At 64.9% G+C, this 26192-nt stretch carries 28 protein-coding genes; 6 read left to right on the top strand and 22 right to left on the bottom strand.

What is annotated here, in order from left to right; all coding sequences use genetic code 11:
- Positions 1-39: 39 nt before the first annotated feature.
- The 6 genes from AC1D02_RS00505 to AC1D02_RS00480 form a co-directional block, all read right to left on the bottom strand.
- A complete protein-coding gene (locus tag AC1D02_RS00505; RefSeq protein WP_477312596.1) occupies positions 40-2100 on the bottom strand; it encodes a M13 family metallopeptidase in 2061 nt (686 codons plus the stop codon).
- A gap of 99 nt (positions 2101-2199) precedes the next feature.
- Positions 2200-3000, bottom strand: coding sequence for a hypothetical protein (locus tag AC1D02_RS00500; protein WP_477312594.1), 801 nt, complete (start codon positions 2998-3000; stop codon positions 2200-2202).
- Positions 3001-3148: 148 nt separating this feature from the next.
- Positions 3149-4255, bottom strand: coding sequence for an S-(hydroxymethyl)glutathione dehydrogenase/class III alcohol dehydrogenase (locus AC1D02_RS00495; protein ID WP_477312592.1), 1107 nt, complete (start codon positions 4253-4255; stop codon positions 3149-3151).
- Positions 4256-4318: 63 nt separating this feature from the next.
- The gene (locus AC1D02_RS00490) at positions 4319-4714 is read right to left on the bottom strand and encodes a response regulator (RefSeq protein ID WP_477312590.1); all 396 of its coding nucleotides are present in this window, start codon (positions 4712-4714) and stop codon (positions 4319-4321) included.
- Between the two features lies 1 nt (position 4715).
- Complete coding sequence (locus AC1D02_RS00485; protein ID WP_477312588.1) at positions 4716-5222, bottom strand: hypothetical protein; 507 nt, start codon at positions 5220-5222, stop codon at positions 4716-4718.
- A 319-nt stretch (positions 5223-5541) separates the two neighbouring features.
- Complete coding sequence (locus tag AC1D02_RS00480) at positions 5542-6174, bottom strand: ANTAR domain-containing response regulator (protein WP_477312586.1); 633 nt, start codon at positions 6172-6174, stop codon at positions 5542-5544.
- Between the two features lie 127 nt (positions 6175-6301).
- On the opposite strand from AC1D02_RS00480, the gene AC1D02_RS00475 reads away from it, so the two are divergent.
- The 3 genes from AC1D02_RS00475 to AC1D02_RS00465 all read left to right on the top strand — a co-directional run bounded on the left by AC1D02_RS00475 (position 6302) and on the right by AC1D02_RS00465 (position 10013).
- A complete protein-coding gene (locus AC1D02_RS00475; RefSeq protein WP_477312584.1) occupies positions 6302-6658 on the top strand; it encodes a hypothetical protein in 357 nt (118 codons plus the stop codon).
- 80 nt (positions 6659-6738) lie between these two features.
- Positions 6739-9546: a valine--tRNA ligase gene (locus AC1D02_RS00470; protein WP_477312582.1), complete on the top strand. Its 2808-nt coding sequence runs from the start codon at positions 6739-6741 to the stop codon at positions 9544-9546.
- A gap of 20 nt (positions 9547-9566) precedes the next feature.
- Entirely contained in the window at positions 9567-10013 is a 447-nt protein-coding gene (locus AC1D02_RS00465) for a DUF2147 domain-containing protein (protein ID WP_477313962.1), read from the top strand.
- Positions 10014-10076: 63 nt separating this feature from the next.
- Here AC1D02_RS00465 and AC1D02_RS00460 read toward each other — a convergent pair whose 3' ends face one another.
- A complete protein-coding gene (locus AC1D02_RS00460) occupies positions 10077-10526 on the bottom strand; it encodes a YaiI/YqxD family protein (RefSeq protein ID WP_477313960.1) in 450 nt (149 codons plus the stop codon).
- A gap of 169 nt (positions 10527-10695) precedes the next feature.
- On the opposite strand from AC1D02_RS00460, the gene AC1D02_RS00455 reads away from it, so the two are divergent.
- Positions 10696-11118, top strand: a complete 423-nt coding sequence (locus AC1D02_RS00455; protein ID WP_477312580.1) for a hypothetical protein — start codon at positions 10696-10698, stop codon at positions 11116-11118.
- Here AC1D02_RS00455 and ruvB read toward each other — a convergent pair.
- The 10 genes from ruvB to tyrS all read right to left on the bottom strand — a co-directional run bounded on the left by ruvB (position 11115) and on the right by tyrS (position 19932).
- The gene (ruvB, locus tag AC1D02_RS00450) at positions 11115-12179 is read right to left on the bottom strand and encodes a Holliday junction branch migration DNA helicase RuvB (protein WP_477312578.1); all 1065 of its coding nucleotides are present in this window, start codon (positions 12177-12179) and stop codon (positions 11115-11117) included. The genes AC1D02_RS00455 and ruvB overlap by 4 nt on opposite strands.
- 3 nt (positions 12180-12182) lie before the next feature.
- Positions 12183-12761, bottom strand: a complete 579-nt coding sequence (ruvA, locus tag AC1D02_RS00445) for a Holliday junction branch migration protein RuvA (protein ID WP_477312576.1) — start codon at positions 12759-12761, stop codon at positions 12183-12185.
- Positions 12762-12783: 22 nt separating this feature from the next.
- Complete coding sequence (ruvC, locus tag AC1D02_RS00440; RefSeq protein ID WP_477312574.1) at positions 12784-13320, bottom strand: crossover junction endodeoxyribonuclease RuvC; 537 nt, start codon at positions 13318-13320, stop codon at positions 12784-12786.
- Positions 13321-13627: 307 nt separating this feature from the next.
- A complete protein-coding gene (gene purH, locus AC1D02_RS00435) occupies positions 13628-15211 on the bottom strand; it encodes a bifunctional phosphoribosylaminoimidazolecarboxamide formyltransferase/IMP cyclohydrolase (RefSeq protein ID WP_477312572.1) in 1584 nt (527 codons plus the stop codon).
- An 89-nt stretch (positions 15212-15300) separates the two neighbouring features.
- On the bottom strand, positions 15301-15534 hold the full coding sequence (locus AC1D02_RS00430) for a helix-turn-helix domain-containing protein (RefSeq protein WP_477312570.1): 234 nt from the start codon (positions 15532-15534) through the stop codon (positions 15301-15303).
- A 92-nt stretch (positions 15535-15626) separates the two neighbouring features.
- Positions 15627-16652: a tRNA dihydrouridine synthase DusB gene (dusB, locus tag AC1D02_RS00425; RefSeq protein ID WP_477312568.1), complete on the bottom strand. Its 1026-nt coding sequence runs from the start codon at positions 16650-16652 to the stop codon at positions 15627-15629.
- An 80-nt stretch (positions 16653-16732) separates the two neighbouring features.
- Positions 16733-17380, bottom strand: a complete 648-nt coding sequence (locus AC1D02_RS00420) for a histidine phosphatase family protein (protein WP_477312567.1) — start codon at positions 17378-17380, stop codon at positions 16733-16735.
- Between the two features lie 124 nt (positions 17381-17504).
- Positions 17505-18170 carry a YbhB/YbcL family Raf kinase inhibitor-like protein gene (locus tag AC1D02_RS00415; protein ID WP_477312565.1) on the bottom strand — a complete coding sequence of 222 codons (666 nt, stop codon included), beginning with the start codon at positions 18168-18170 and terminating at the stop codon, positions 17505-17507.
- A 41-nt stretch (positions 18171-18211) separates the two neighbouring features.
- A complete protein-coding gene (gene dtd / locus AC1D02_RS00410) occupies positions 18212-18670 on the bottom strand; it encodes a D-aminoacyl-tRNA deacylase (protein ID WP_477312563.1) in 459 nt (152 codons plus the stop codon).
- Positions 18667-19932, bottom strand: coding sequence for a tyrosine--tRNA ligase (gene tyrS, locus AC1D02_RS00405; protein ID WP_477312561.1), 1266 nt, complete (start codon positions 19930-19932; stop codon positions 18667-18669). The genes dtd and tyrS overlap by 4 nt, the downstream gene beginning before the upstream one ends.
- Before the next feature lie 158 nt (positions 19933-20090).
- Here tyrS and AC1D02_RS00400 point away from each other — a divergent pair, with 158 nt between their 5' ends.
- Positions 20091-21464: a peptidoglycan DD-metalloendopeptidase family protein gene (locus AC1D02_RS00400; RefSeq protein WP_477312559.1), complete on the top strand. Its 1374-nt coding sequence runs from the start codon at positions 20091-20093 to the stop codon at positions 21462-21464.
- A gap of 162 nt (positions 21465-21626) precedes the next feature.
- Positions 21627-22730, top strand: coding sequence for an anhydro-N-acetylmuramic acid kinase (locus AC1D02_RS00395; RefSeq protein WP_477312557.1), 1104 nt, complete (start codon positions 21627-21629; stop codon positions 22728-22730).
- A gap of 34 nt (positions 22731-22764) precedes the next feature.
- On the opposite strand, the gene erpA is transcribed toward AC1D02_RS00395, so the two are convergent.
- The 5 genes from erpA to rplM all read right to left on the bottom strand — a co-directional run bounded on the left by erpA (position 22765) and on the right by rplM (position 25975).
- Complete coding sequence (gene erpA, locus AC1D02_RS00390; RefSeq protein WP_477312555.1) at positions 22765-23127, bottom strand: iron-sulfur cluster insertion protein ErpA; 363 nt, start codon at positions 23125-23127, stop codon at positions 22765-22767.
- Between the two features lie 52 nt (positions 23128-23179).
- Positions 23180-23581 carry a bactofilin family protein gene (locus AC1D02_RS00385; protein WP_477313958.1) on the bottom strand — a complete coding sequence of 134 codons (402 nt, stop codon included), beginning with the start codon at positions 23579-23581 and terminating at the stop codon, positions 23180-23182.
- A gap of 124 nt (positions 23582-23705) precedes the next feature.
- Positions 23706-24743, bottom strand: coding sequence for an N-acetyl-gamma-glutamyl-phosphate reductase (argC, locus tag AC1D02_RS00380; RefSeq protein ID WP_477312553.1), 1038 nt, complete (start codon positions 24741-24743; stop codon positions 23706-23708).
- Positions 24744-25138: 395 nt separating this feature from the next.
- Complete coding sequence (rpsI, locus tag AC1D02_RS00375; RefSeq protein ID WP_477312551.1) at positions 25139-25531, bottom strand: 30S ribosomal protein S9; 393 nt, start codon at positions 25529-25531, stop codon at positions 25139-25141.
- Positions 25532-25540: 9 nt separating this feature from the next.
- Complete coding sequence (gene rplM, locus AC1D02_RS00370) at positions 25541-25975, bottom strand: 50S ribosomal protein L13 (RefSeq protein ID WP_477312549.1); 435 nt, start codon at positions 25973-25975, stop codon at positions 25541-25543.
- Between the last annotated feature and the right edge of the window lie 217 nt (positions 25976-26192).

Below are 26192 nucleotides of genomic sequence, written 5' to 3'. Positions count from 1 at the left end.
AGCGGGATCAGGCCCGGCGGACCTGACCCCAGGTTCTCGCTACCAGACGCGGCAACGCTTGACGGCGACCATCGGCTGGCCCGGCTTGCACGAGAAGGCTTTCTCGAACTCCGGCATGTTCACCACCAACCCGTTCACGCGGAACTTGCCCGGCGAGTGAGGATCGGTCATCGCATTGACGCGCAGGTTCTCCGGCCGGTCGTTCTCGCACGCCCACTGCGCGTAGCCGACGAAGAAGCGCTGCTCCGACGTCAGGCCGTCGCGCGGCGCTGCGGCCTGCTGCGGCATCGTCGCCATCTGCGTCTTCCACGCCATCCAGCCCAGGATCAGGCCACCGAGGTCGGCAACGTCTTCGCCCAGCGTCAGCTTGCTGTTGATCTTGACGTCGTCCACCACCACGTACTTCGCGTACTGGTCGACGATGCACTGCGCGCGGTCGTTGAATTCCTTGGCGTCCTTCTTGGTCCACCAGTCCTTCAGATTGCCCTGCGCGTCGAACTGGCGCCCCTCGTCGTCGAACGCGTGGGTCAGCTCGTGGCCGATGGTGCCGCCGGTATTGCCGTAGCCCGGCGCATCGTCCATCTTCGGGTCATACAGCGGCGGCTGCAGCACGCCGGCCGGGAAGTTGATGTCGTTCATCTGCGGGTTGTAATATGCGTTGACGGTCGGCGGCGTCATGCTCCACTCGGTGCGGTCGAGCGGCTTGCCGATCTTCGCCAGCAGGCGGCGCGCCTCGAACATCGTGCCGCGTTCGACGTTGCCGGCGAAGTCGTAGCGCTTGACGACATACGCGCTGTAATCGCGCCACGTGTCCGGATAGCCGATCTTGTTGACGATCGCGTGCAGCTTTTCCTGCGCGCGCTTCTTGGTCTCGGGGCTCATCCAGGCCAGCGACTCGATGTCCTTTTCCATCGCATCCTCGACCTGCTTCGTCATGTGCAGCGCCTTCGCCTTCAGCTCGGGACTGAAGGCGCGGCTGACGAATTCCTGGCCGAGCGCTTCGCCCAGTTGCGCGTCGACCAGCGTCACGCAGCGCTTCCAGCGCGGCTTCTGCTCTTTCACGCCGCGCAGCGTGCGGCTGAAGAAATCGAAATGCTCGTTGTCGAAGCTGGACGACAGGGCCGGCGCCATCGAGCGCGCGACGTGCCAGCGCAGGTAGGTCTTGAGCGTGGCCATGTCGTTGCCGCGCCACTGCTTCGACAGCTCCTTGTAGAACTTAGGCTCGGTGACGTTGAAGGTGTCCAGGCTGCCCTCGCCGATCGCGGCCAGATAGGCGTGCCAGTCGAAGCCGGGCGTGAGCGCCTGCAGGCCCTTGGCATTCATCTTGTGATACAGCTTGTACGGATCGCGCTTGTCGACGCGCGACAGCGAAGCCTTGGCGAGCGCGGTCTCGATGCGCATGATGGTCGCGGCGGAGCGCTTCGCCTGCTCGGCCGGCTCGCCGAGCAGCTCGAACATCTTGCCGATGTGGGCGACATACTTGGTGCGGATCTCGGCCGACTTGGCGTCGGTCTTGAGATAGGAGTCGCGGTCCGGCAGGCCAAGGCCGCCGCCGTTGGCGAAGGCGATCACCTGCGAGGAATTGCCGAAGTCCTGGTTCGAGCCGAAGCCGAAGAACAGGCCTTCGTCGGCCAGCGCCAGGTGCAGGCGCGCCAGCACGGCCGGCAGGTCGCGCAAGGTGCGCATGCCGTCGATCTGGTCGAAGTAGGGTTTCAGTGGCGCGGCGCCGCGCGCCTCGATGGCTTTTTCGTCCATGCAGGCGGCGAAGTAATCGCCGGTCTTTTGCTGGGTGACGCTGCGGCCTTCGGTGTTTTTCGCGAGGCCGTCCAGGATGCCCCACAGGTAGCGCTGATTGTCCTGGGTTAGCTTGCCGTACACCGACCAGCGGGCCTGGTCGGCCGGGATCGGGTTGTTCTTCATCCAGCCGCCGCAGGCGTACTGGTAGAAGTCGACGCAGGGGTCGGCCGTCTTGTCCATCGCCGTCACGTCCAGTCCCGGCGTGTACGGGAAGCTCGTCACCGGCTGCTCGGTCTGGGCGGCGGCCAGCGGCGACAATCCGGCCAGGCCGAGTGAAAGAAGGATGGGGGCAAGCTGGCGCATCGGCGTTCACTCCAAATCGTCCATGCTGCCATAGAATATTTGACAACGCAACGCTTCGGGGGCGGTGTCAGGTCCGCAGCACCTGACACCCAGCGTAGCTTACGCCGACGGCGCCGGTGAGGCCAAACCCTTGGCCATTGCATCCTTGATCAACGCGCGCGTGGTCTTCTCCGCGGCCCGCGCTTCGATCTCCATCTGCTTGCCCAGCACCGTCATCTGCTTGCCCAGCGCGTCCATCGGCTTGGTCGCTTCCTGCATCTGCTGGGTGATCTCCTGGTGCTGCGCCCGGCCGATCTGCTCGCCCTGCTGCCCCATCTGGCGTCCCAGCTCGCGCATCTGGTCGCCCAGATCTTCCATCTGGCGGTGCAGGCTGGCGCGCTGCGCGGCGTTCGCATCTTCCATCTGGCGGCCCAGCTTTTCCATCTGGCGCGACAGGCGCTGCTGCTCGCGCGCCAGCTTTTCCATCTTGCGCTCGACGTCGCGCTCGCCGCGGCTGTGCTCCATCTTCCGGCCCAGCACTTCCATCTTTTTGCCGTGCTGCTCCATCTCGCGGCCGTAGCCTTCCATCTCGACGCCGAGCCGGTCCACCGGCGCCCAGGCTTCGATCACCTTGGCCACCACGCCTGCGTCGCGCACCACGTAGCCCTTGCCGTCGTGGCGGAACCACAGGAACTCGCCGGGGATCGCGCGTTTCGCCGCTTCGATGTCGCGCCAGTCGGCGCGGTCGCCATTGCCGCTGGTGCCATCGCGGCCGGGGCGCACCAGTGCGAAGGGCTGGGAGTCGCCGCCGCGGATCGCGACGCGCTCGGATTTGGTGACGGCGGGTTCGGCGTGGGCCGCGAGGCCCCCGAATGCTGCGGCGAGGGCCAGGATGGGCAGGGCGAATTTCATGGTATGCATAAGTTCCTCCGGTCGATGGTTGGAATGAACCAAGGGTAGGCGCGCGCCGCTCCGCCAGCCAGCGGCGTGCGATGGACTGCGGAAATCGGGGAATGGAGCGTCAAAGTCGGGGCAAGGTCCGGCGGACCTGACCCCAGGTATGCATGCGTCAGTAGATGACGACCGAGCGGATCGATTCGCCGGCCTTCATCAAATCGAAGCCTTCGTTGATGCGCTCGAGCGGCAGGCGATGCGTGATCAGGTCGTCGATGTTGATCTTGCCTTCCATGTACCAGTCGACGATCTTGGGCACGTCGGTGCGCCCGCGCGCGCCGCCGAATGCGGAGCCTTTCCACACGCGTCCCGTCACCAGCTGGAACGGCCGCGTCGATATTTCCGCGCCGCCCGGCGCGACGCCGATGATGATCGATTGCCCCCAGCCTTTGTGGCAGCACTCCAGCGACTGGCGCATCGTCGCGGTGTTGCCGATGCATTCGAAGCTGTAGTCGGCGCCGCCGTCGGTGATGCCGATAATTTCATCGACCACGTTCTCCGACGTCGTGGGGTTGACGAAGTGGGTCATGCCGAACTTGCGCGCCATCGCCTCGCGCGCCGGGTTGATGTCCACGCCGATGATCTTGTCGGCGCCGACCATGCGCGCGGCCTGGATCACGTTCAGGCCGATCCCGCCCAGGCCGAACACGACGACATTGGCGCCCGCTTCCACCTTGGCGGTAAACAGCACCGCGCCGACGCCGGTGGTGACCCCGCAGCCGATGTAGCAGATCTTGTCGAACGGCGCGTCCGAGCGCACCTTGGCCAGCGCGATCTCCGGCACCACGATGTAGTTCGAAAAGGTGGAGGTGCCCATGTAGTGGAAGATGCGCTTGCCGCCGGCCGAGAAGCGGCTGGTGGCGTCGGGCATCAGCCCGCGTCCTTGCGTGGAGCGGATCGCCTGGCACAGATTGGTCTTTTGCGACAGGCAGAATTTGCACTGGCGGCATTCCGGCGTGTACAGCGGAATGACATGGTCGTCCTTGCGCAGCGTCTTCACGCCAGGCCCGACGTCGACCACGACGCCGGCGCCCTCATGCCCGAGGATCGCGGGGAACAGGCCTTCGGGGTCGGCCCCGGACAAGGTGTAGTAATCGGTGTGGCAGATGCCGGTGGCCTTGATCTCGACCAGCACTTCGCCTTCCTTCGGCCCTTCCAGATCGACTTCTTCGATCGTCAGGGGATGCCCCGCTTTCCATGCAATCGCCGCCTTGGTTTTCATGATGCTCCTGTGCCTGAAAGGTTAGTGAGCCATCATATCAAAGCCGGCGCCGCAGGCGCGCAATCAGGCCGGCTCGAGCCACTGCTCCCACAGTTCGTGGACCTGGCTGACCAGGCGCAGCGGCACCAGCGGCTTGGGGATCATGCCGATCGCGCCGGCCGCCAGGTAGCGGTCCAGGTCCGCGGGGGCGCTCAGGCTGGTGACGAACAGGGCCGGCGTATCGGCCAGGTGCGGCAAGGTGCGCAGCAGGGCCAGCGTTTCGAGGCCGTCGAGTTCGGGCATCATCACGTCGAGCAGGATCAGGTCGGGCTGAAAGTCGGCGGCCGCGGCCAACGCTTCGTGCCCCGAGCTGCAGGCGCGCACGGTGAATTTGCCGATCACCTCGAGCACCAGGGTGGCCGTGGTGCGCACGTGCAGGTCGTCTTCGACGTACAGGATAGTTTGGGGGGTGTCGGACATGTCAGTCTCCGGCAAAGGTTGGGTGGGTGATACCGAGCATGCTTGCAATCGTCGCCCACAGGCGGCGCGGCTGCGTCCATGGCTTCGGCAGGTAGGCGCCGGCATGGCCGCGCCACAGCGGCTCGCTGGCCGAGTACACCAGCAGCGGCGTGGCGTCCAGCACCGGCAGCAGTTCGGCGGCATCGCCATCGGGCAGCTCATGGTCGATCACCACGGCGGAAAAGACCTGGCGCTGCAGCTGTTCGCGCGCGGCGGCCAGTGTCGTCACGTGGGTGACGCGCGCTTCGGGCGTGAGCAGGATCGCCAGCGCCAGCGCGGCCGCCTCGTCCTTGTCGATGTGCAGCACGTGCGGCGCGACGTCCGGCACTTCGTTGAGGATCCGGGCGTCGCACGCGCACTCCCCGGCGCGCGCCGCGGGCAGGAGGATCGATTGCGCGTGCCGCGTCGATGCGATGCCGGCCGGCGCGTGGCCAGGCCAGTGTTTAGGGGTGTCTGCAGTCGCTGTCATCGCGACCTCCTTCATTGAACCAATACGATTGACTGACGGATGACGGCGGCGCGAAATCAGCGATGGGTCATCCGAAAGGGAAAATCGGCGGAGCGGGGCCGGAATGCTGCTGTCGGCCGCAGGGAGAAGGCGGCGCTGGGAGATCGACAATCGGGCGTGCGGGATCGTCGTTGATTACTTACCAAGAAACAATAATACTTAGGGGCAAGTGTACCGCATTTGCGGAACGCTTGCCATTCAATTGGTTTTCGCCGCCGGAAAGTGTGGCGAAAGATGGGTTCTGGCCGTGCGGACCGCCCCCATCGTCGGCATCGCCGCCCTACTTCGACTTGAGCCGGCTGGCGAAGCCCGCGTGCAGGCTGTTCAGCACTTCTTCGGCGGCCAGCAGCTGGTCGGCCACTTCGTTGATCTTGCGCCGGCTCGAACGCGCATGGTCGCGCAGCACCTCGAACGCGGTGTTGCGGTCGGCCTGGAAGCGGCCCATCAGCAGGCCCACGGCCAGGCTGGTCTCGCGCCCCGCCGCCAGCGCGGCGTTCAGGTTGGTCTCGGTGCGGCGCAGCTGGCGGATTTCGTCGGCGCGCGCCAGGCCGGACTCGAAGGCGGCCATCAGGCGCCCGGCGTCGATCGGCTTGAGCACGAAGCCGACCGCGCCGGCGCTGGCGGCCTGCTTGGCCGACTCGGCGTCGCCGCTGGCCGACAGGAACATGAACGGCACCGCGGTGTTCTCGTGCAGGTGGCGCGCCAGTTCCAGGCCGGACATGCCGGGCATCGTGATGTCGAGCAGCGCCATGTCGGGCTCGCGCGCCTCGATCTTGCGGATCGCTTCGGCCGCCGAGGACGCGCTGGTCGTCTCGTAGCCGGCGTGGCCCAGCACCTCGGCGAGGAATTCGAGCAGCAGCGCGTCGTCGTCAACCAGCAGGACCAGGCGTTTGGCGGTGGAGGAAGGGTTCATTTGTTTGGGAATCCGTCGAAGTCCAAGGTGGGCGAATTATACGCTTGGTTCGCCCGGGCATCATTTCCAGTGTCCTGGACATCTCGGCAAGAAAGCGCATTCACGCCGATCGCATTAGAATGTCGCCATGATTTCAGACGACAAAGCCAACGCGATCGCTGACGAACTGCTGGCCCAGGTGCGCTCGCAGCGCCAGCAGGCGCCGATCCTGCTTTTTTACCGTTCGCCCGAACTCATGGCGCTCGAGCCGGCCCTGAGCGCTGAAGTGCTGCGCCACGCCCAGCGCCTGCTGCGCACCGACCCGAAGGTTCTGCTTGCGCTGCTGCTCTACTTCGGCGCGGTGATCGCCAGCCTGCTGGCGTGGGACGGCGCCCCCGTCGCGCCGCTGGCCATCGCCGCGCTGGTCCCGGTGATCCTGGTGCGCAACCTGCTGGTGCGCGGCACCGCGCGCCGCCTGGCCGCCGAGCTGCTGGCGCGTCCCTGACCAGGGGGGCGCCGGCGCGGCGCAGGCAACGCCACGGTCATCTATAATGGCTGTTTTCGCCACAAACACACGCGCACACCATGGAATTAGCCAAGTCTTTCGAGCCAGCCGACATTGAACAGTTCTGGCGTACCGAGTGGGAGCAGCGCGGCTACTTCGCCGCCAGCACCGACGCCGACAAGCAAAGCTTCAGCATCCAGCTGCCGCCGCCGAACGTCACCGGCACGCTGCACATGGGGCACGCGTTCAACCAGACCATCATGGATGGCCTGACCCGCTACTACCGCATGCGCGGCTACAACACCGCCTGGATCCCGGGCACCGACCACGCCGGCATCGCGACCCAGATCGTGGTGGAGCGCCAGCTCGACGCGCAGAAAGTCTCGCGCCACGACCTCGGGCGCGACAAGTTCATCGAGAAGGTGTGGGAGTGGAAGGAAAAGTCGGGCAACATCATCACCGGCCAGATGCGCCGCCTGGGCGCCTCGGCCGACTGGGCGCGCGAGTACTTCACGATGGACGAGCCGCGCTCGAAAGTGGTCACCGAAGTGTTCGTGCGCCTGTTCGAGCAGGGCCTGATCTACCGCGGCAAGCGGCTGGTCAACTGGGACCCGGTGCTGGGCACCGCGGTGTCCGACCTGGAAGTGGCGCAGGAAGAAGAAGACGGCTTCATGTGGTACATCCGCTATCCGTTCGCCGACGGCAGCGGCCACGTCACCGTCGCCACCACCCGTCCTGAAACGCTGCTCGGCGACGTCGCCGTGGCGGTCGATCCGACCGACGAGCGCTACACCGCGCACGTCGGCAAGATGCTCAAGCTGCCGCTGACCGGGCGCGAGATCCCGCTGATCGCCGACGAATACGCCGACAAGGAATTCGGCACCGGCTGCGTGAAGATCACGCCGGCCCACGACTTCAACGACTACGCGGTCGGCCAGCGCAACAAGCTGCCGATGATCTGCGTGCTCACGCTCGACGCCAAGATCAGCGACGAGGCCCCGCAAGCCTACCGCGGCATGGACCGCTTCGCCGCGCGCAAGCAGATCGTCGCCGACCTCGATGCTGCCGGCCTGCTGCAGGAAGTCAAACCGCACAAGCTGCAAGTGCCGCGCGGCGACCGCACCGGCGTCGTGATCGAGCCGATGCTGACCGACCAGTGGTTCGTCGCCATGAGCAAGCCGGCGCCGGAAGGCACGCACTTCCCGGGCAAATCGATCGCCGAAGTCGCGCTCGAAAAGGTGGCCGACGGCGAGATCAAGTTCGTCCCTGAAAACTGGAGCACCACCTACAACCAGTGGCTGGCCAACATCCAGGACTGGTGCGTGTCGCGCCAGCTGTGGTGGGGCCACCGCATCCCGGCGTGGTACGACGACGCCGGCAACATCATCGTCGCGCGCTCCGAAGAGGAAGCGCAGGAAAAGGCCAAGGCCGCCGGCATCACGGGCGCGCTGCGCCGCGACGACGACGTTTTGGATACCTGGTTCTCGTCGGCGCTGGTGCCGTTTTCGACCATGGGCTGGCCCGAACAGACGCCGGACATGAAGATGTTCTTGCCGTCGTCGGTGCTGGTGACCGGCTTCGACATCATCTTCTTCTGGGTCGCGCGGATGGTAATGATGACCACCCACTTCACCGGCCAGGTGCCGTTCGAGACCGTGTACGTGCACGGCCTGGTGCGAGACGCCCAGGGCCAGAAGATGTCCAAGTCAAAGGGCAACACGCTCGACCCGATCGACCTGATCGACGGCATCGACCTCGAGACCCTGGTCGCCAAGCGCACCACCGGCTTGATGAACCCGAAGGACGCGGCCAAGATCGAGAAGGCCACGCGCAAGGAGTTCCCGAGCGGGATCGCGGCTTACGGCACCGACGCGGTGCGCTTCACGATGGCCAGCTACGCCTCGCTGGGCCGCTCGATCAACTTCGACCTGGGCCGCGCCGAAGGCTACCGCAACTTTTGCAACAAGATGTGGAACGCGACCCGCTTCGTGCTGATGAACACCGAAGGCCACGACTGCGGCGCCAGCGACGCCGACCTGTCGCAGGCCGACCGCTGGATCATCTCGATGATGCAGCGCGCCGAGCAGGATGTCGCCAAGGGCTTCGAGGACTACCGCTTCGACAACATCGCCGCGACCATCTACAAGTTCGTGTGGGACGAGTACTGCGACTGGTACCTGGAAGTGGCGAAGGTGCAGGTCCAGCATGGCACCGAAGGCCAGCAGAAGGCCACGCGCAACACGCTGCTGCGCGTGCTCGAAGTGGTGCTGCGCATGGCCCATCCGATCATCCCGTTCGTCACCGAAGCGCTGTGGCAGACCGTCGCGCCGCTGGCCGGCAAGACGCTCGCCGCCGGCGGCGATTCGATCATGGTGCAGCCGTACCCGATCGCCAATCCGGCGCTGATCGACGAAGCCGCCGAAAGCTGGATGGCGCAGCTCAAGCAGATGGTCGACGCGACGCGCAACCTGCGCGGCGAGATGCAGATTTCGCCGTCGGTGCGGGTGCCGCTGATCGTCGAGCCGGGCGACGCCGGCGCCAAGGCGCAGCTGGCCGCGTTCGCGCCGTACGTGCAGTCGCTGGGCAAGCTGTCGGAAGTGCAGATCGTCGATGCGCTGCCGGAGTCGCCGGCCGCGGTGTCGATCGTCGGCACCACGAAGCTGATGCTCAAGGTCGAGATCGACGTCGCCGCCGAGCGCGAGCGCCTGTCGAAGGAGATCGCGCGGATCGACGCGGAAATCGCCAAGGTCAACGGCAAGCTGGGCAACGAGAGCTTCGTGGCGCGCGCGCCGGCGGCCGTGGTGGCGCAGGAAAACGAGCGCCTGGTGAACTTCTCCGCGACGATCGCCAAGCTGCGCGAGCAGTTCGCCAAGCTGTCCGCTACCTGATCCCCTACCGGAGAACGATGATGCGTGTCCTGCCCTTCGCTATTGCAGCTGCCGCCGCGCTGTCCCTTCCCGCCGCCTGGGCCAACGATGCGTCGCCGGTCGGACTGTGGAAGAATATCGACGACGTCAGCGGGAAGCCGAAGGCGTTAATCCGCATCAGCGAGAACAAAGGGGAGCTGGAAGGCCGGATCGAGAAGCTGTACCGCCCGGCCGACCAGGACCAGAATCCGAAATGCGAGCGCTGCGAAGGCGTCAACAAGGACCAGCCGATCGTCGGCATGCAGTTTATGTCGGGGCTGAAAAAGGCGGGCGATGAGTACACCGGCGGCCAGATCCTCGATCCGGACAACGGCAAGGTCTACAAGAGCAAGCTGACTTTGATCGAGGGCGGCAAAAAGCTCGATGTGCGCGGCTATATCGGGATTCCGATGCTGGGACGCTCGCAGGTGTGGGTGCGTCAGGAGTAGGTTTTCTCGTGAGAGCGCAGCCCAACACCTGGGGTCGGGTCCGCCGGACCCGACCCCTTTTTTCTATTTCGCATAGCGCGCCAAGTGGCGATCGAGCTGGTTGGCGAAATTCTGGCGGTCGGCGTTGCCATACGGCGCCGGGCCGCCGGTGTCGACGCCGCCGCTGCGCAATTCTTCCATGAACGCCCGCATCGTCAGCAGCTGGGCGATATTGTCGCTGGTGTAAAAATCGCCGCGCGGATTGAGCGCGAAGCCGCCCTTCTCCAGCACCTGGCTGGCCAGCGGAATATCGGCCGTCACCACCAGGTCGCCCTTGGAAACCAGCCGCACGATCTCCTGGTCGGCCACGTCCATCCCGCCCGGCACCTGCACGGCGCGGATGAAGCGCGAGCCCGGCACCCGCAGCAACTGGTTGGCCACCAGGACCAGGTTCAGCTGCAGGCGCTCGGCCACCCGGTACAGGATTTCCTTGCACACGATTGGGCAGGCGTCGCCATCCACAAAAATTTGCATCATGCTATCGTTCAATTAATGTCTGGTGTAAATGTGAAATGTGGCCGAATTGCCGCAAGCATCCTTGCATTTAGGAAAAATTTCGGGGTCTGTGTTATCTTTGGTCAACTGCACTAGACTGGGTGCAACCCCTTGTTTGATGGAGCAAGGCATTGGCCTTGAAGCCGCTATGATCCTTATTCGGTGTTTTTCGTTCCTGATCGGTAGCCTGATCGTGGCGGGAGCCCCATTTTTTCTGTTGCCGGAAACGCCGCAACGGCCCAGCGATTTCACCGCTGTGCTGCTGGGCTGCACCGTCATCGCCCTGTGCGCCTCCGGCTTCCTGCTGGTCGGCGTCGCGGGCAACCACATGAAGCGCTCGATGCGCACCCGCATCCTGGCCGCGCTGCTGCTCGCCTTCCCCATGCTCGGCAGCATCGCCGTGCTGACCCGCGACGAACTGCCGGACGACATTTGGGTCGTCGCGCCGCTGTTCAGCTGCGCGCTGCTGCTGTTCCTCGGCTTCGTCTACCCGGGCCGCAAGAGCCGCAAATACCGTGCGCTGCGCCCGCGCGATCCGGCAGCGACCGTCGTCAACGACATCGCCGCCTAGTCTGGCACCCTGTCCCACAGATCGCCCGTCAGGCTGGTGCGCGGCGGCGCCACGCCGAAGTGCGCGTAGGCCAGCGCCGTCGCAATCCGACCGCGCGGGGTGCGCTGCAGATAGCCTTGCTGGATCAGGTAAGGCTCGAGCACATCCTCAATGGTGTCGCTCTCTTCGCCGATCGCCGCGGCCAGGTTTCCCACGCCGACCGGTCCGCCGCCGAACTTGAACAGCACCGCTTCCAATAACTTCCGGTCCATCACGTCGAAGCCGACCGCGTCGACGTCGAGCATCGCCAGCGCCGCATCGGCCATCGCCTTGGTGATCTCGCCGGTGCCCTTCACTTCGGCGTAGTCGCGCACGCGGCGCAGCAGGCGGTTGGCGATGCGCGGGGTGCCGCGCGCGCGCAGGGCGATCTCGCGGGCGCCGTCGTCGACGATCGGCGCGCCCAGCAGCGAGGCGCTGCGCGTGACGATGCGCGCCAGTTCCTGGGCGTTGTAGAACTCGAGCCGCGCGACGATGCCGAAGCGGTCGCGCAGCGGATTGGTCAGCATGCCGGCGCGCGTGGTGGCGCCGACCAGCGTGAACGGCTGCAGGTCGATCTTCACCGAGCGCGCCGCCGGCCCTTCGCCGATCATCAGGTCGATCTGGTAGTCCTCCAGCGCCGGGTACAGGATCTCCTCGACCACCGGTGACAGGCGGTGGATCTCGTCGATGAACAGCACGTCGTTGGCCTCGAGATTGGTGAGGATCGCGGCCAGGTCGCCCGGGCGTTCGAGCACCGGCCCGGACGTCTGGCGCAGGTTCACGCCCATCTCGCGCGCGATGATGTGCGCCAGCGTGGTCTTGCCCAGGCCGGGAGGGCCGAACAGCAAGGTGTGGTCGAGCGCTTCTTTGCGCTTGCGCGCGGCCGAAATGAAGATTTCGAGCTGGCTGCGGATCTTTTCCTGGCCGACGTATTCGTCGAGCTGCTTGGGGCGCAGCGCGCGTTCGATCGCCTCCTCGTTGGGCGAGGCCGGCGTGGCCGCGATGATGCGCTGCTCGCTGAAGTCGTCGGTCTGGATACTCATGCTTTACGCTTTCGACAGCGCTTTCAGCGCGTACTTGATGCCATCGGAGACACTGGCGCCGGCCGGCATGTTCTTGATCGCGGCCAGCGCTTCCTTGTCAGAATACCCCAACGCCAGCAGCGCGTTGAGGATATCGGACTTCGAATCGTGCTGCACCGCGCCCCCGGCGGCGCCGATGTCCGCGCCCAGCTTGCCCTTCAGTTCGAGCAGCAGGCGCTCGGCGGTTTTCTTGCCGATGCCGGGCACCTTCACCAGGCGCCCCGCTTCCTGCAAGGTGACGGCCTGGGCCAAGTCGGCGATCGACATGCCCGACAGGATGCCGAGCGCGGTGCGCGCGCCGACGCCGGTGATCTTGATCAGCTGGCGGAACACGGCGCGCTCCTCGGCGTTGCCGAAGCCGAACAGCAGGTGCGCGTCCTCGCGGATCGCCTGGTGGGTGAACAGCACCACCTTCTCGCCCAGCGGCGGCAGGTTGTAGTAAGTGCTCATCGGCACGTCGACTTCGTAGCCGACGCCCTGGCAATCGACCAGCAACTGCGGGGGATTTTTTTCGAGCAGGATTCCGGAAATGCGACCGATCATCGAGAGCCTTCGAGAGAATTAATCAGACGAGCCGGCCGCGCTTCATGCGCAGCCCGTTCAATGCCGGCGCCAGCGCGCCGATCAGCGCCAGCGCGTCGTAACTGTTGGCGTGGCAGATGGCGACGCCGAGCGCGTCGGCCGCGTCGCTGCCTGGCAGGCCGGGCAGCACCAGCAGGCGCGCCACCATGTCCTGCACCTGCTCCTTGACCGCCTTGCCGGTGCCGACCACGGCCTGTTTGATCTGGGTCGGGCTGTATTCGGCCACGTCGAGGTCGGCGCCGACCAGCGCGGTGATCGCCGCGCCGCGCGCCTGGCCCAGCAGCAGGGTCGATTGCGGATTCACGTTGACGAACACTTTTTCGATGGCCGCGCAGTCGGGCTGGTAGGTGCGGACGATTTCGGCGATGCCGCCGAAGATGATCTTCAGGCGCGGCGGCAGCGCGCCCTCGCCGCCGGTCTGGATGGTGCCGGAAGCGATGTAGCGCAGCTTGTTGCCCTGCTTTTCGATCACCCCAAAGCCGGTGGTGCGCAGGCCGGGGTCGATGCCAAGAATAATCATGCCAGCATGTTATACCGGCTGGCACGGTCCGTGGGGAAATACTGTGTAAAAACACAGCATTATGCGCAATCTCGCATCATTCACCCCACCGGGGTCAGACCCGCTTTTCGTTTTGCGAAAAACCAAAAAACCGTCAAAAGAACGGGTCTGACCCTGTCGGATTAATGCCGGAAGCGGCGGATGCCCGTCTACAGCGTGACGCCGTCGCGCTCACAAAAAACACCGGGGTCAGACCCGCTTTTCGTTTGGCGAAAAGCGAAAAGGCCGTCAAACAAACGGGTCTGACCCCGCGGGGATCCCGCGGGGATCAGTGGCGGAAGTGGCGGGTGCCGGTGTAGAGCATCACCACGCCGCGCTCGTCGGCCGCGTCGATCACTTCCTGGTCGCGCATCGAGCCGCCCGGGTGGATCACGCAGCTCGCGCCCGCATCGACCACCACGTCGAGGCCGTCGCGGAACGGGAAGAAGGCGTCCGACGCCACCGCGGAACCGGCCAGCGACAGGCCGGCGTTCTGCGCCTTGATCGAGGCAATGCGCGCCGAGTCGATGCGGCTCATCTGGCCCGCGCCCACGCCCAGGGTCATGCCGTTGGCGCAGAATACGATCGCGTTCGATTTGACGAACTTGGCCACGCGCCAGGCGAACATCAGGTCCTGCAACTGCTGCTGGGTCGGCTGCTTCTTGCTGACCACGCGCACGTCGCCCAGGCCGACGTTCTTGAAATCCGGCGCCTGCACCAGCAGCCCGCCGCCGACGCGCTTGACGTCGAAGGCGTTGCTGCCTTCGCCCAGCGGGATTTCCAGCAGGCGCACGTTCTGCTTGGCCGACATGATCTGCAGCGCTTCCGGCGTGAAGGCCGGCGCGATCAGCACTTCGACGAACAGCTTGGCGACTTGCTCGGCCGTCCTGGCGTCCACCGGCACGTTGAAGGCGATGATGCCGCCGAAGGCCGAGGTCGGATCAGTCTGCAGCGCACGCACGTACGCTTCGTGCGCGTCGGCGCCGATCGCCACGCCGCAGGGATTGGCGTGCTTGACGATCACGCAGCCGGCCGCGCCTTCGCCGCCCAGCGTCTTGACGCATTCCCACGCGGCGTCGGCGTCGGCGATGTTGTTGTACGACAGTTCCTTGCCCTGCAGCTGCTTGTAGGCGGCCAGCGAGCCGGCCACCGGCGCCAGGTCGCGGTAGAACGCGGCCGACTGGTGCGGGTTCTCGCCGTAGCGCATGTCCTGGATTTTCTCGACCGTAATGTTGAGCGTCTGCGGATAAGCCGCGCGCGTCGCGTGGGCCTTGTCGGCGCCCAGGCTGGTCAGGTAGTTGGTGATCGCGCCGTCGTACTGCGCGGTGTGGGCGAACACTTTTTTCGCCAGCATGAACTTGGTGTCGTAGCCGACCGCGCCGGCGCCGCCGCCCGTGCCCTTCATCTCCGCCAGCACGACGCCGTAGTCGGCCGGATCGCACACCACCACCACGTCGCGGTGGTTCTTGGCCGCCGAGCGCAGCATGGTCGGGCCGCCGATGTCGATGTTTTCGATCGCGTCCTCCAGCGAGCAGTCGGCCTTGGCCACGGTCTGCTGGAACGGGTACAGGTTCACCACCACCATGTCGATGGTCGGGATCGCGTGCTCCTGCAGCTTGGCGACGTGCTCGGGAAAATCGCGGCGCGCCAGGATGCCGCCGTGCACCTTCGGATGCAGGGTCTTGACGCGGCCGTCCAGCATTTCCGGGAAGCCCGTGTAGTCGGCCACTTCGGTGACCGGCACGCCGTTGTCGGCCAGCAGTTTCGCGGTGCCGCCGGTGGACAGGATGTTGACGCCCATGGCGGAAAGCGCGCGCGCAAAATCCAGCACGCCGGTCTTGTCGGAAACGGAGATGAGAGCTTGTTTGATCATGGGGTGGCCCGTTGATGGTGGAAATTCGGTCATGCGGTCCGGCGCGGCGTGGCGCGCGCGGACCGCGCCACCACCCGGCGCCGGCAGGTTTACAGCAGTCCGTGCTCTTGCAGCTTCTTGCGCAAGGTATTGCGATTGATGCCCAGCATCTGCGCCGCGTGCGACTGGTTGCCGTCCGCGCGCAGCATCACCACCTCGAGGATGGGTTTCTCGACGGTCAGCACGACCATGTCGTAGATATTCGATGCCTGCTGTTCGCCCAGGTCGTTGAAGTACTCTTCAAGACTCTTCTGGACAACTTCCTGGATACTTTCTTTGCTCATTTTCTACTTCATCCCGCACTGATTAGTGTTGTCGCCGCTGCTCTTGGGGCAGCGTTCGTCCCATAATTTCTTCTTTTAACTCCCGCCGTTTTTCACGCGGCCATGGCCTCCTCGACCACGCTGGCGGGCCGGTATTGTAACCGCTCGCCGAGACTGCCCTGCATTTCGAAGAACTGGTCGAGCGCGGCCAGCTGCTGCGCCGTCGATTCGAGCAGGTTCATACGGCGCCGGAATTCCTCGCCGCCGTCGAGCTCGCGTACATACCAGCCGATGTGCTTGCGCGCCGTGCGCACGCCGAGAAACTCGCCGTAGAACGCGTAATGCGCCTCGAGGTGCTCGTGCATCAGGCCGCGCACTTCCTCGACCAGAGGCGCCGGCAGATGCTCGCCGGTGCGCAGGAAATGGTCGATCTCGCGGCAGATCCACGGCCGGCCTTGCGCGGCGCGGCCGATCATCACCGCGTCGGCGCCGGTGAAGGCCAGCACGTCGCGCGCCTTTTCCGGCGTGGTGATGTCGCCGTTGGCCACCACCGGAATCTTCACGGCGGCCTTGACCGCGGCGATGGTGTCGTATTCGGCCTCGCCGGAGTAACCGTCGGCGCGGGTGCGGCCGTGCAGGGTCAGCATCTGGATGCCGGCCTGTTCGGCGATGCGCGCGATGCGCAGCGCATTCCTGTTCTCGCGGTCCCAGCCGGTGCGGAATTTCAGCGTGACGGGCACGTCAACCGCGCCGACCACGGCGTCCAGTATCCTGGCGACCAGGTCTTCGTGCTGCAGCAGGGCCGAGCCGCACCAGCTGTTGCAGACTTTCTTGACCGGGCAGCCCATGTTGATGTCGATGATCTGGGCGCCGCGCTCGACGTTGAATTTGGCGCAATCGGCCAGGTCCTGCGGATCGGCGCCGGCGATCTGCACCGCCTTCGGCTCCATCTCGCCGGCGTGGTCGGTGCGGCGCGAGCTTTTCTCGGTCGCCCACAGGCGCGGATTCGACGCCGCCATCTCCGACACGGCGTAGCCGGCGCCCAGCTGCTTGCACAGCTGGCGGAACGGGCGATCCGTGACGCCCGCCATCGGGGCGACGAACACATTGTTACGCAGGAGGTGGGGGCCGATTTGCACGGTAGTGAAATTGGAAACGGTTACAGAGCCAGCCATTTTACCCGATGGCTGCTCAAATAATAAGCACTAATTTGTTACAGTCAGGATAATTCGTCGAGCGCGCGCGGCGCCAGGTGGGTGGTCTCGCCCCAGCTTTGCAGGCGCAGTGCGCCGCCGGCGACCTCGAAGCGGTTGATGCTGGCGTTGAGCACGGGGAAATTGCGCGGGGTTTCGAGCGGCAGGCCGAGCGCGGCGCGGTAGGCGCATTCGAGCACGCCGCCATGGGCGACGATGGCGATCGCCTGGCCCGGATGCAGGGCTGCCCAGGACAGGATCGCGCCGACCGAGCGCGCGTAGAACTGGCGGAAGCTTTCGGCCTGGCGCGCGCCGTGCGGCATCAGGGCGTCGACGTCGCGCGCCTGCCATGCCGCGAACTCGCTCGGGAAGCGCTGTTCGATCTCGGCGTACAGCAAGCCCTCGAAGCCGCCGTAGCAGCGCTCGCGCAGCGCGGCATCCTGGTGGACTGGCAGGCCGCGGCCGCCGGCGACGGCTTGCGCGGTCTGCAGCGCGCGCTGCAGGTCGCTGGCGATGACGGCGTCGAGGCGCTCGCCGGCCAGCGCGGCGGCCAGCGCATCGGCCTGGCGCTGCCCCTCGCCGTTGAGGCCGATGTCGATGTGGCCTTGCAGGCGGCGTTCGGCGTTCCAGGCGGTTTCGCCGTGGCGGATCAGGATGAGCTGGGTGGAAGACATGGGCGACATGATACCAGCGCCCCAAGGTTGTCGTTCCTGCGAAGGCAGGAACCCATGCTGAATATGCTCAGTATGGGTTCCTGCCTTCGCACGAAGTCGTTTTCGCCAGTGGCGGAAACGACAGTCACCTGGCCAGCGCTTCGGCGACCTCCGGATTCAGCGAGTACACGCCGAACACTTGTGCTTCGTCGAGAATGTGGCCCTGGATCGCCTCGCGCGCTTCCGGGCCCGTGAACCGCCCCTCCAGCGGCAGGCGCGCAATGTCGAGCGCGTACAGGCAGAACAGGTAGGCGTGCAGGCGCAGGTCGTTCCACGGCGGGCAAGGCCCATCGTAGCCGTAGTATTCGCCGGCCATGCCGGGATCGTGGGCAAACCAGCCGGTGTAGTCGTTGACGCCCTGGCGCAACGGGTGCCCGATCCCGTTCCTGATGGCGAACGGCAGCAGCGGCCCGGTTTTTCCGTGCGGCGTGACCACGTCGGAAAACTTCCCCTCCGCCAGCGACGCGAGCGCAACCGGGATGTCGACCAGCGTCCAGTGATAAAAGTCGCCGCGCGCGCGTTCCGCGGGCACCACCCTGCCCTCCTGGTTGACGTCGGCGCCGGACAGGGGCGCATCGACGTCGCGGCAGAACAGCGCCAGCGACCGGGTGCCGGCGGGAACCTCGTCCCAGGCCAGGTGCGGATTGCGGTTGCGCGAGAGGCGCAGGTGCGACGCGGGATCGATCAGCGCGAACGCGCATTCGGGCGGGATGACCCCGCCCTCGGTGAACGAATCACTCCACAGTCTCATCGCAGCCTCCCCGTGTAAGACAGCGGAAGATGCGTGCAGGTTCAGCCCGCGCGCGCCGCCGGAGCGACTTGCAGCCAGAAAGTGACCGGGCCATCGTTGGTCAGCGAGACTTTCATGTCCGCTCCAAACTGGCCCGTGGCTACCGTAGCATGGCTGGCGCGCGCCCGGCGCACAAAATGGTCGAACAGGCGCAGCCCTTCCTGCGGACCGGCTGCCGGCGAAAACGACGGCCGCGTGCCCGAATTCGTGTCGGCCGCGAGGGTGAACTGCGGCACCAGCAGCAGGCCGCCGCCGGTGTCGGTGACGCTGAGGTTCATCTTGCCGGCGGCGTCGCCGAACACGCGGTAGGCCAGCAGTTTGGCCAGCAGCGCGTCGGCTTCCTTCTCGGTGTCGCCCTTTTCGGCGCACACCAGCACCATCAGGCCGGCGTCGATGGCGCCCACCTGCGCGCCGTCGACCACCACGCTGGCGTGGCTGACCCGCTGCAGCAGGGCGATCATGCGGACAGCGTCACGCGGGCGAACTTGCGCTTGCCGACCTGCAGCACGAAGGTGCCGGCGTCCAGTTTCAAGGCCTTGTCGCTGACCACCGCGCCGTCGATCCGCACGCCGCCCTGGTCGACCATGCGCATCGCCTCGGAGGTCGAGGCGCACAGGCCGGCCTGCTTGAGCAGCTGCGGCAGCCCGACCGGGGCGCCGGCCAGCGCCAGCTCCGGTACGTCGTCCGGAATCCCGCCCTTGGAGCGGTTGACGAAGTCGGCCAGCGCATCCTCGGCCGCCTGGGCCGAATGGAAGCGCGTGACGATTTCCTGCGCCAGTGCCACCTTGGCGTCGCGCGGGTTCGCGCCGCCGTCGATGCGCGCCTTCAGCTCGGCCAGGTCGGCGATCGAGCGGAACGACAGCAGTTCGAAGTAGCGCCACATCATGGTGTCCGAGATGCTCATCAGCTTGCCGAACATGGTGTTGGCCGGCTCGGTGATGCCGATGTAGTTGTTTTTGGATTTCGACATCTTCTCGACGCCGTCCAGGCCCTCGAGCAGCGGCATGGTCAAGATGCACTGCTGCTCCTGGCCGTAATCTTTCTGCAGCTCTCTTCCCACCAACAAATTAAATTTCTGGTCTGTTCCACCTAGCTCAAGGTCTGCCTTCAAAGCGACCGAATCGTAGCCTTGCATCAAAGGATAAAGGAACTCATGGACAGAGATCGGTGTCCCACTCTTGTAGCGCTTGGTGAAATCGTCGCGCTCCATCATCCGTGCCACGGTGTAACGCGACGACAGTTCGATCATGCCGCGCGCGCCGAGCGGATCGGACCACTCGGAGTTGTAGCGGATTTCCGTGCGGCCGGCGTCGAGCACCAGCGACGCCTGCTTGAAGTACGTCATCGCGTTGACTTCAATCTGCTCGCGGGTGAGCGGCGGACGCGTGATGTTGCGGCCGGACGGGTCGCCGATCATCGAGGTGAAGTCGCCGATCAGGAAGATCACCTGGTGGCCCAGGTTTTGCAGCTGGCGCATCTTGTTGAGCACCACGGTGTGGCCCAGGTGCAGGTCCGGCGCGGTCGGGTCGAGGCCGAGCTTGATGCGCAGCGGCTTGCCGGTCTGTTCCGAGCGCGCCAGTTTCTGGGCGAATTCGGACTCGATCAGCAGTTCGTCGACGCCGCGCTTGGTGATGGCGAGCGCCTCCCGCACGGCGTCCGTGAGCGGCAGCGGGGCGACGGCCGGCGCGGCGGCGGTGTTCTTGGATGGTGCGGAAGAGGTCATGAATACTTTATCAACAGAAAGAAAAAAAGAAGGTCCGGTCTCGGGAGTTTGCTATAATGCCCGATCCTATTAACGTTGCCCAATGAAAAGAATACGCAATAACAACAAGAAAATGTAATCTTCGTCTGGAAGTTCAGCGGCAAATTTTAACTGATTGCATGAACCCTACCCAACAAAACTCAGGCAAAAGCTGGACCGGCCTGCTAGGAACGACGCGAAAGGTGCGCATCATCAGCGCCGGCGCAGTGTTTCTCGCAGTCTGCGCATTCGGAGCCGCCGGCGTCGCGCCGCTCGCCCCCGATGCCTCCGACCTCCCAGTCAAATCCATCGCGCAAGATCTGGAACTGCCAAACCTGGCGGAACAGATCGCTGCGCTCGATAAAGAACCCCAGCAATTCATCCACGAAGAGCGTGTGCGCGCCGGCGATTCGCTCGCCTCGCTGCTGTCGCGCCTCGGCGTGGACGACCAGGCTGCCTTCGCCTTCATCAAGAGCGACAAGGTCGCCAAGGGCGTGATGCAGCTCAAGACCGGCAAGCGCGTGCAGGCCAAGACCGACGACAACGGCCAGCTGCAGTGGCTGCGCGCGACCGTGGTCGACGCCCAGGACGTGCCGGTGAAAACCATTTCGATCACCCGCCAGGACAACAAGCTGGTCGCGACGGAAGCGGCGCCCAAGCTGGAGCGCCGCGTGGAAATGCGCGCCCGCACCATCACCAATTCGCTGTACTCGGCGACCGACTCGTCGGCCGACGGCGGCAAGCTGCCCGACACCATCGTGGCACAGATCATCGAGATGTTCTCGACCTCGATCGACTTCCGTTCCGACCTGAAGCGCGGCGACCATTTCAACGTCGTCTACGAAACCTTCTGGCAGGACGGCGAGATGGTGAAAACCGGCCGCATCCTGGCGGGCGAATTCGTCAACCGCGGCGTGACCTATCAGTCGGTGTGGTTCGAAGATCCGGCCACCAAATCGGGCGGCGGTTACTACACGCTGGACGGCAAGGCGCTGAAGAAGTCCTTCCTCAAGTCGCCGCTGGAGTTCTCGCGGATTTCGTCGGGCTTCTCGATGCGCGTGCACCCAATTTCGGGCAACTGGAAAGCGCACAAGGGCATCGACTTCGCCGCCGCGCTGGGCACCCCGATCCGCGCGTCGGGCGACGGCGTGATCGACTTCGCCGGCGTGTCCGGCGGCTACGGCAACATGGTCGTCATCAAGCACTGGGCCAACTACAGCACCGCATATGCGCACATGAGCCGTTTCGCGCCGGGCTTCCGCAAGGGCAGCAAGGTACGTCAGGGTGACGTCATCGGTTATGTCGGCTCGACCGGCTGGTCGACCGGCGCCCACCTGCACTACGAATTCCGCGTCGCGAACGAAGCGCAAGATCCGGCCAAGGTCAACGTGATTGCGCAAGCGCCGCTGACGGCGGGCGAACTGGCCCACTTCAAGATGGCCGCGGCCGACATGAGCCACCGCTTCGCGCTGCTGCGTCCGGGCGCGGCGGGGACTGCGCTGGCGGCACGCTAAGCTCTATAATCGAATGGGCGGGAAAAGCGAAATGCTTTCCCGCCCATTTTTTTTGGCTGCAGATCCACGCGGCGGCGACAAAAAAAGGGGTCAGGTCCGCCGGACCTGACCCCAGCCTTTGGGATGCGGCGCGTGATCCTCATTTATGTAGAATCACACACGATGACCAATATTTCTTCGCTCTACATCGGCATGATGTCCGGCACCAGCCTCGACGGCGTGGACGCCGTCCTCGCCGATTTCTCGGACGACGGCGCGATCCGCACCCTCGGCGCCGCCTTCGTCCCCTTCTCCGCCGAATTGCGCGCCGACCTGATGGCGCTGCAGGCGTCCGGCGTCAACGAGATCGAACGCGAAGCGATCGCCGGCAACCGCATCGCCGAGCGCTACGCCGCCTGCGTGGCCGAGCTGCTGGCGCACGCGACGGGACCGGTGCAGGCGATCGCCGCGCACGGCCAGACCATCCGCCACCGTCCCGAACTGGGCTTCACGCGCCAGACCATCAACGCCTCACTGCTGGCCGAACTGACCGGCATCGACGTCATCGCCGACTTCCGCAGCCGCGACGTGGCGGCCGGCGGCCAAGGCGCGCCGCTGGTGCCGGCCTATCACTCCGCCGTATTCGGCGCGCCGGGCCGCACGCGCGTGGTGGTCAACATCGGCGGCATCTGCAACATCAGCGTGCTGCCGGCCGACGGCGAGGTCACCGGCTACGACACCGGCCCCGGCAACGTGCTGATGGACGGCTGGATCGCGCGCCACCTGGGCAAGGAGTACGACGCCGACGGCGCCTGGGCGGCAAGCGGCAAGGTCGACGTGCACCTGCTGGCGGCGCTGCTGGACGAGCCCTACTTCGCGCTGCCGGCGCCGAAGAGCACCGGCCGCGACCTGTTCCACATGGACTGGCTCGACGCCGTGCTGGCGCGCTGCCCCGGCCTGGCGCCGGCCGACGTGCAGGCGACGCTGACGCAGCTGACGGCCGTCAGCATCGCGCGCGCGATCGAAGGCGCGACCGATCAGGTCGATGCGGTATATGTGTGCGGCGGCGGCGCCTACAACGGCACGCTGATGCGCGCGCTGGCTGACGAACTGGGAGGCACTGTGCCGGTGGAATCGACCGCGGCGCTGGGCGTGCCGCCGAACCGGGTCGAAGCGCTGGCGTTCGCATGGCTGGCGTACCGCTTCCACCAACGCAAAGCGGGCAACCTGCCCGCTGTGACGGGGGCCAAAGGCGCCAGGATCCTGGGCGCGCTCTACCCCGCGTGATTGAAACGCGCCGGCGTGGGCCGGCGCAATCGGCTTACACCGAGAACGACGATCCGCAGCCGCAAGTCGAGGTCGCGGTCGGATTCTTGATGACGAACTGGGCGCCCTCGAGGTCGTCCTTGTAATCGATCTCGGCGCCGACCAGGTACTGGTAGCTCATCGAATCGATCAGCAGCTGGACGCCGTTCTTGACCATCGTGGTGTCGTCTTCGTTGACGATTTCGTCGAACGTGAAGCCGTACTGAAAGCCCGAGCAGCCGCCGCCCTGCACGAACACGCGCAGTTTCAGGTCGGGATTGCCCTCTTCCTCGATCAGCTGCGCGACTTTTTGCGCGGCGCTGTCGGTGAAAATGATCGGCGATGGCATAACGTCTTGCATTTCGGCTACTGCATTCATGGGGGACTCCTACTTGGATACGATTGGAGCCATTATAGACTGTTGACGCAACTCACGCTTCAGATACATCCGGCACGGCGGCCAAATGAAACACCGGCTCGCCCACCTGTTCGTGGGTCAGGGTGCCGGTGACGGTGGCGCCGCCATGCATCTCGAGCAATTTATAATGGACATCACCGAAGATGCGGCCTTTCGGCTGCAATTCAAGTAGCTCGGACGCATGGACGGGGCCGGCAATGAAGCCGTTGACCACCAGGTTGGCGCAGCGCACCTCGCCTTCGATGCGCGCGTGCTCCGAGACGATCAGCAGGTGATCCGGGCCCTCGGCCGAGATCACGTTGCCCAGCACCTCGCCGTCGATCCGCAGGCCGCCGGTAAAACAGAGATTGCCCTCGATGCGGGCGGAAATGCCGATCAGGCTATCAATTTCGCTTTTCGCGTTACGACCGAACATGATGGTTGCCCCCGCGGTGATGTCCAATTGCAAATCGATCAGACATTAATCAATTTACCGCGCCCAACACGCGCCACTTTGATCTAGATCGTTGCCGCGAGGGTATTTCCGAATGGCCTACGAATTATGGCAGCAGCGCGATCTGCTGCAGGCCGGTGGTCTCGGGCAGGCCGAACATCAGGTTCATGCACTGCACCGCTTGGCCGGATGCGCCCTTGACCAGGTTGTCCTGCACGACCAGGATGATGACGGTGTCGCCGCCTTCCGGACGATGCACGGCCAGGCGCAGCATGTTGGCGCCGCGGGTGGAGCGGGTCTCCGGGTGCGAGCCGAACGGCATCACGTCGACGAAGTAGTCGTCCTTGTATTGCGTCTCGAACAGCGCCTGCAGCTCCTCGTTGGATACGTCCTTGGTCAGGCGCGCGTACAAGGTCGAATGCATGCCGCGGATCATCGGCACCAGGTGCGGGGTGAAGGTCAGGCCGACTTTCTGGTCGGTGAAGCGCTGCAGCTGGGCCGAGGTTTCCGGCGTGTGGCGGTGGCCGGACACGCCGTAGGCCTTGAAGTTGTCGCTCGACTCCGAGAACAGCGTGCCGATCTCGGCTTTGCGGCCGGCGCCGGACACGCCCGACTTGGCGTCGGCGATCAGGTGGGTCGCATCGATCAGGCCGGCCTTGAGCAGCGGATAGAAGCCCAGCTGCATGGTAGTCGGGTAGCAGCCCGGATTGGCGATCAGCCTGGCCGACTTGATGGCGTCGCGGTTCAGTTCGGGCAAGCCGTAGACGGCCTGCTCCAGCAGTTCCGGCGCGGTGTGCGCAATCTTGTACCACTTCTCGAAGGACGCCTGGTCCTTCAGGCGGAAGTCGGCGGCCAGGTCGATGACCTTGACGCCGGCGGCGAGCAGCGCGGGCGCCTGCGCCATGGCCACGCCGTGCGGGGTGGCGAAGAACACCACGTCGCACTGGGTCAGGTCGACTTTGTCGGGGGCCGAGAATGCCAGGTCGACGTGGCCGCGCAGCGACGGGAACATGTCGGCGACCGGCAAGCCATCTTCCTTGCGCGACGTAATGGCGGTCAGCTTCACGTCGGGATGGACGGCCAGCAATCGCAGCAATTCCACGCCTGTGTATCCGGTGCCGCCAACGATGCCAACTTTGATCATGTCTGTTCCTTCGAGGATAAATAAATAAGGTAATGCAACGAGCAAGGTGCAATTTTAACAGCCTGCCAAAATCCGCGCGCCCGGAAGCCCCGCCGGGGTCAGACCCGTTTATTTTCAAGGGAATGACCGCTTCCGGCGAATAACCAACGGGTCTGACCCCATCAGTTGCAGGCTTTGGATCTGCCCCCACGCAGTCCGACCCAGGTGTTGTTGTTCACCGCCGCACCGCCGGGGTCAGACCCGTATTTTTCAGGAAAATGGCCTGTGGCAGGCGAATAATAAACGGGTCAGACCCCGCGGGGTTTGACTCAGGTGCGAGCTGGGCCGGACGAAAAAAAACCGCCAGCAAGTGGCGGTTTTTTGCGAGCGGCGCCGCAGCGCCGCCGTGAGGCGAATTAACGCTTCGAGAATTGCTTTGCGCGACGTGCTTTGCGCAGACCAACTTTTTTACGCTCGACTTCACGGGCATCGCGGGTCACGAAGCCGGCACGTGCCAGATCGCCCTTCAGCGTTGCGTCGTAGTCGATCAGGGCGCGGGTGATGCCGTGGCGTACTGCACCTGCCTGGCCCGACTCGCCGCCGCCGTGCACGTTGACTTTGATGTCAAAACGCTCGACGTTGCCGGTCAGTTCCAGCGGCTGGCGAATGACCATCAGGCCGGTTTCGCGCGAGAAGTAATCCGCCGCTGGCTTGCCGTTGACGATGATTTGGCCAGTGCCAACTTTGATGAACACGCGAGCGACTGCACTCTTGCGACGGCCGGTGCCGTAATTGTAGTTACCGATCATGTCAGCTCCTTACTTGAACAGCACGAGTGCTTGAGGTTGCTGGGCCGCGTGCGGATGGGAACCTTCCGCATACACTTTGAGCTTCTTGATCATGGCGTAGCCGAGCGGGCCCTTAGGCAGCATGCCCTTGACCGCTTTCTCGAGCGCGCGACCTGGAAAACGCTCTTGCATTTTCTTGAAGTTGGTCTCGTAGATGCCGCCCGGATAGCCCGAGTGACGGTAGTACGTCTTCTCAGTGGCCTTGGTGCCGGTGACGCGCAGTTTGCCTGCGTTGATGACGACGATAAAGTCGCCGGTGTCGACGTGCGGAGTAAATTCTGGCTTGTGTTTGCCGCGCAGTCGGAGTGCCACTTCGCTGGCAACACGTCCGAGGACCAAGTCCGTCGCGTCAATCACCAACCAATCGCGCTGGACTTCATGTCCTTTAGCGGAAAAAGTTTTCATGTTGACTTCCTAATTCAAAAAATCGCTCAAATGGTGGTTCCGCTCATGCCACTCGCGGACTCTGCCTTATTGTCTTTCCTGAGCAAACGGAAAGCCGGCTATCATCGCATAGTCACGCCCTCCGGTCAACCCGCAGCGCTCCCGGCTGTCGCATTCGCGCCGCTCCTGTCGCACCATCCATGGCATTGCCGCAAGGCATGATTCAAAACTGAAACTA

Source organism: Massilia sp. P1_C10 (assembly GCF_056406475.1).
This window is presented reverse-complemented; position numbering and strand designations above follow the sequence as displayed.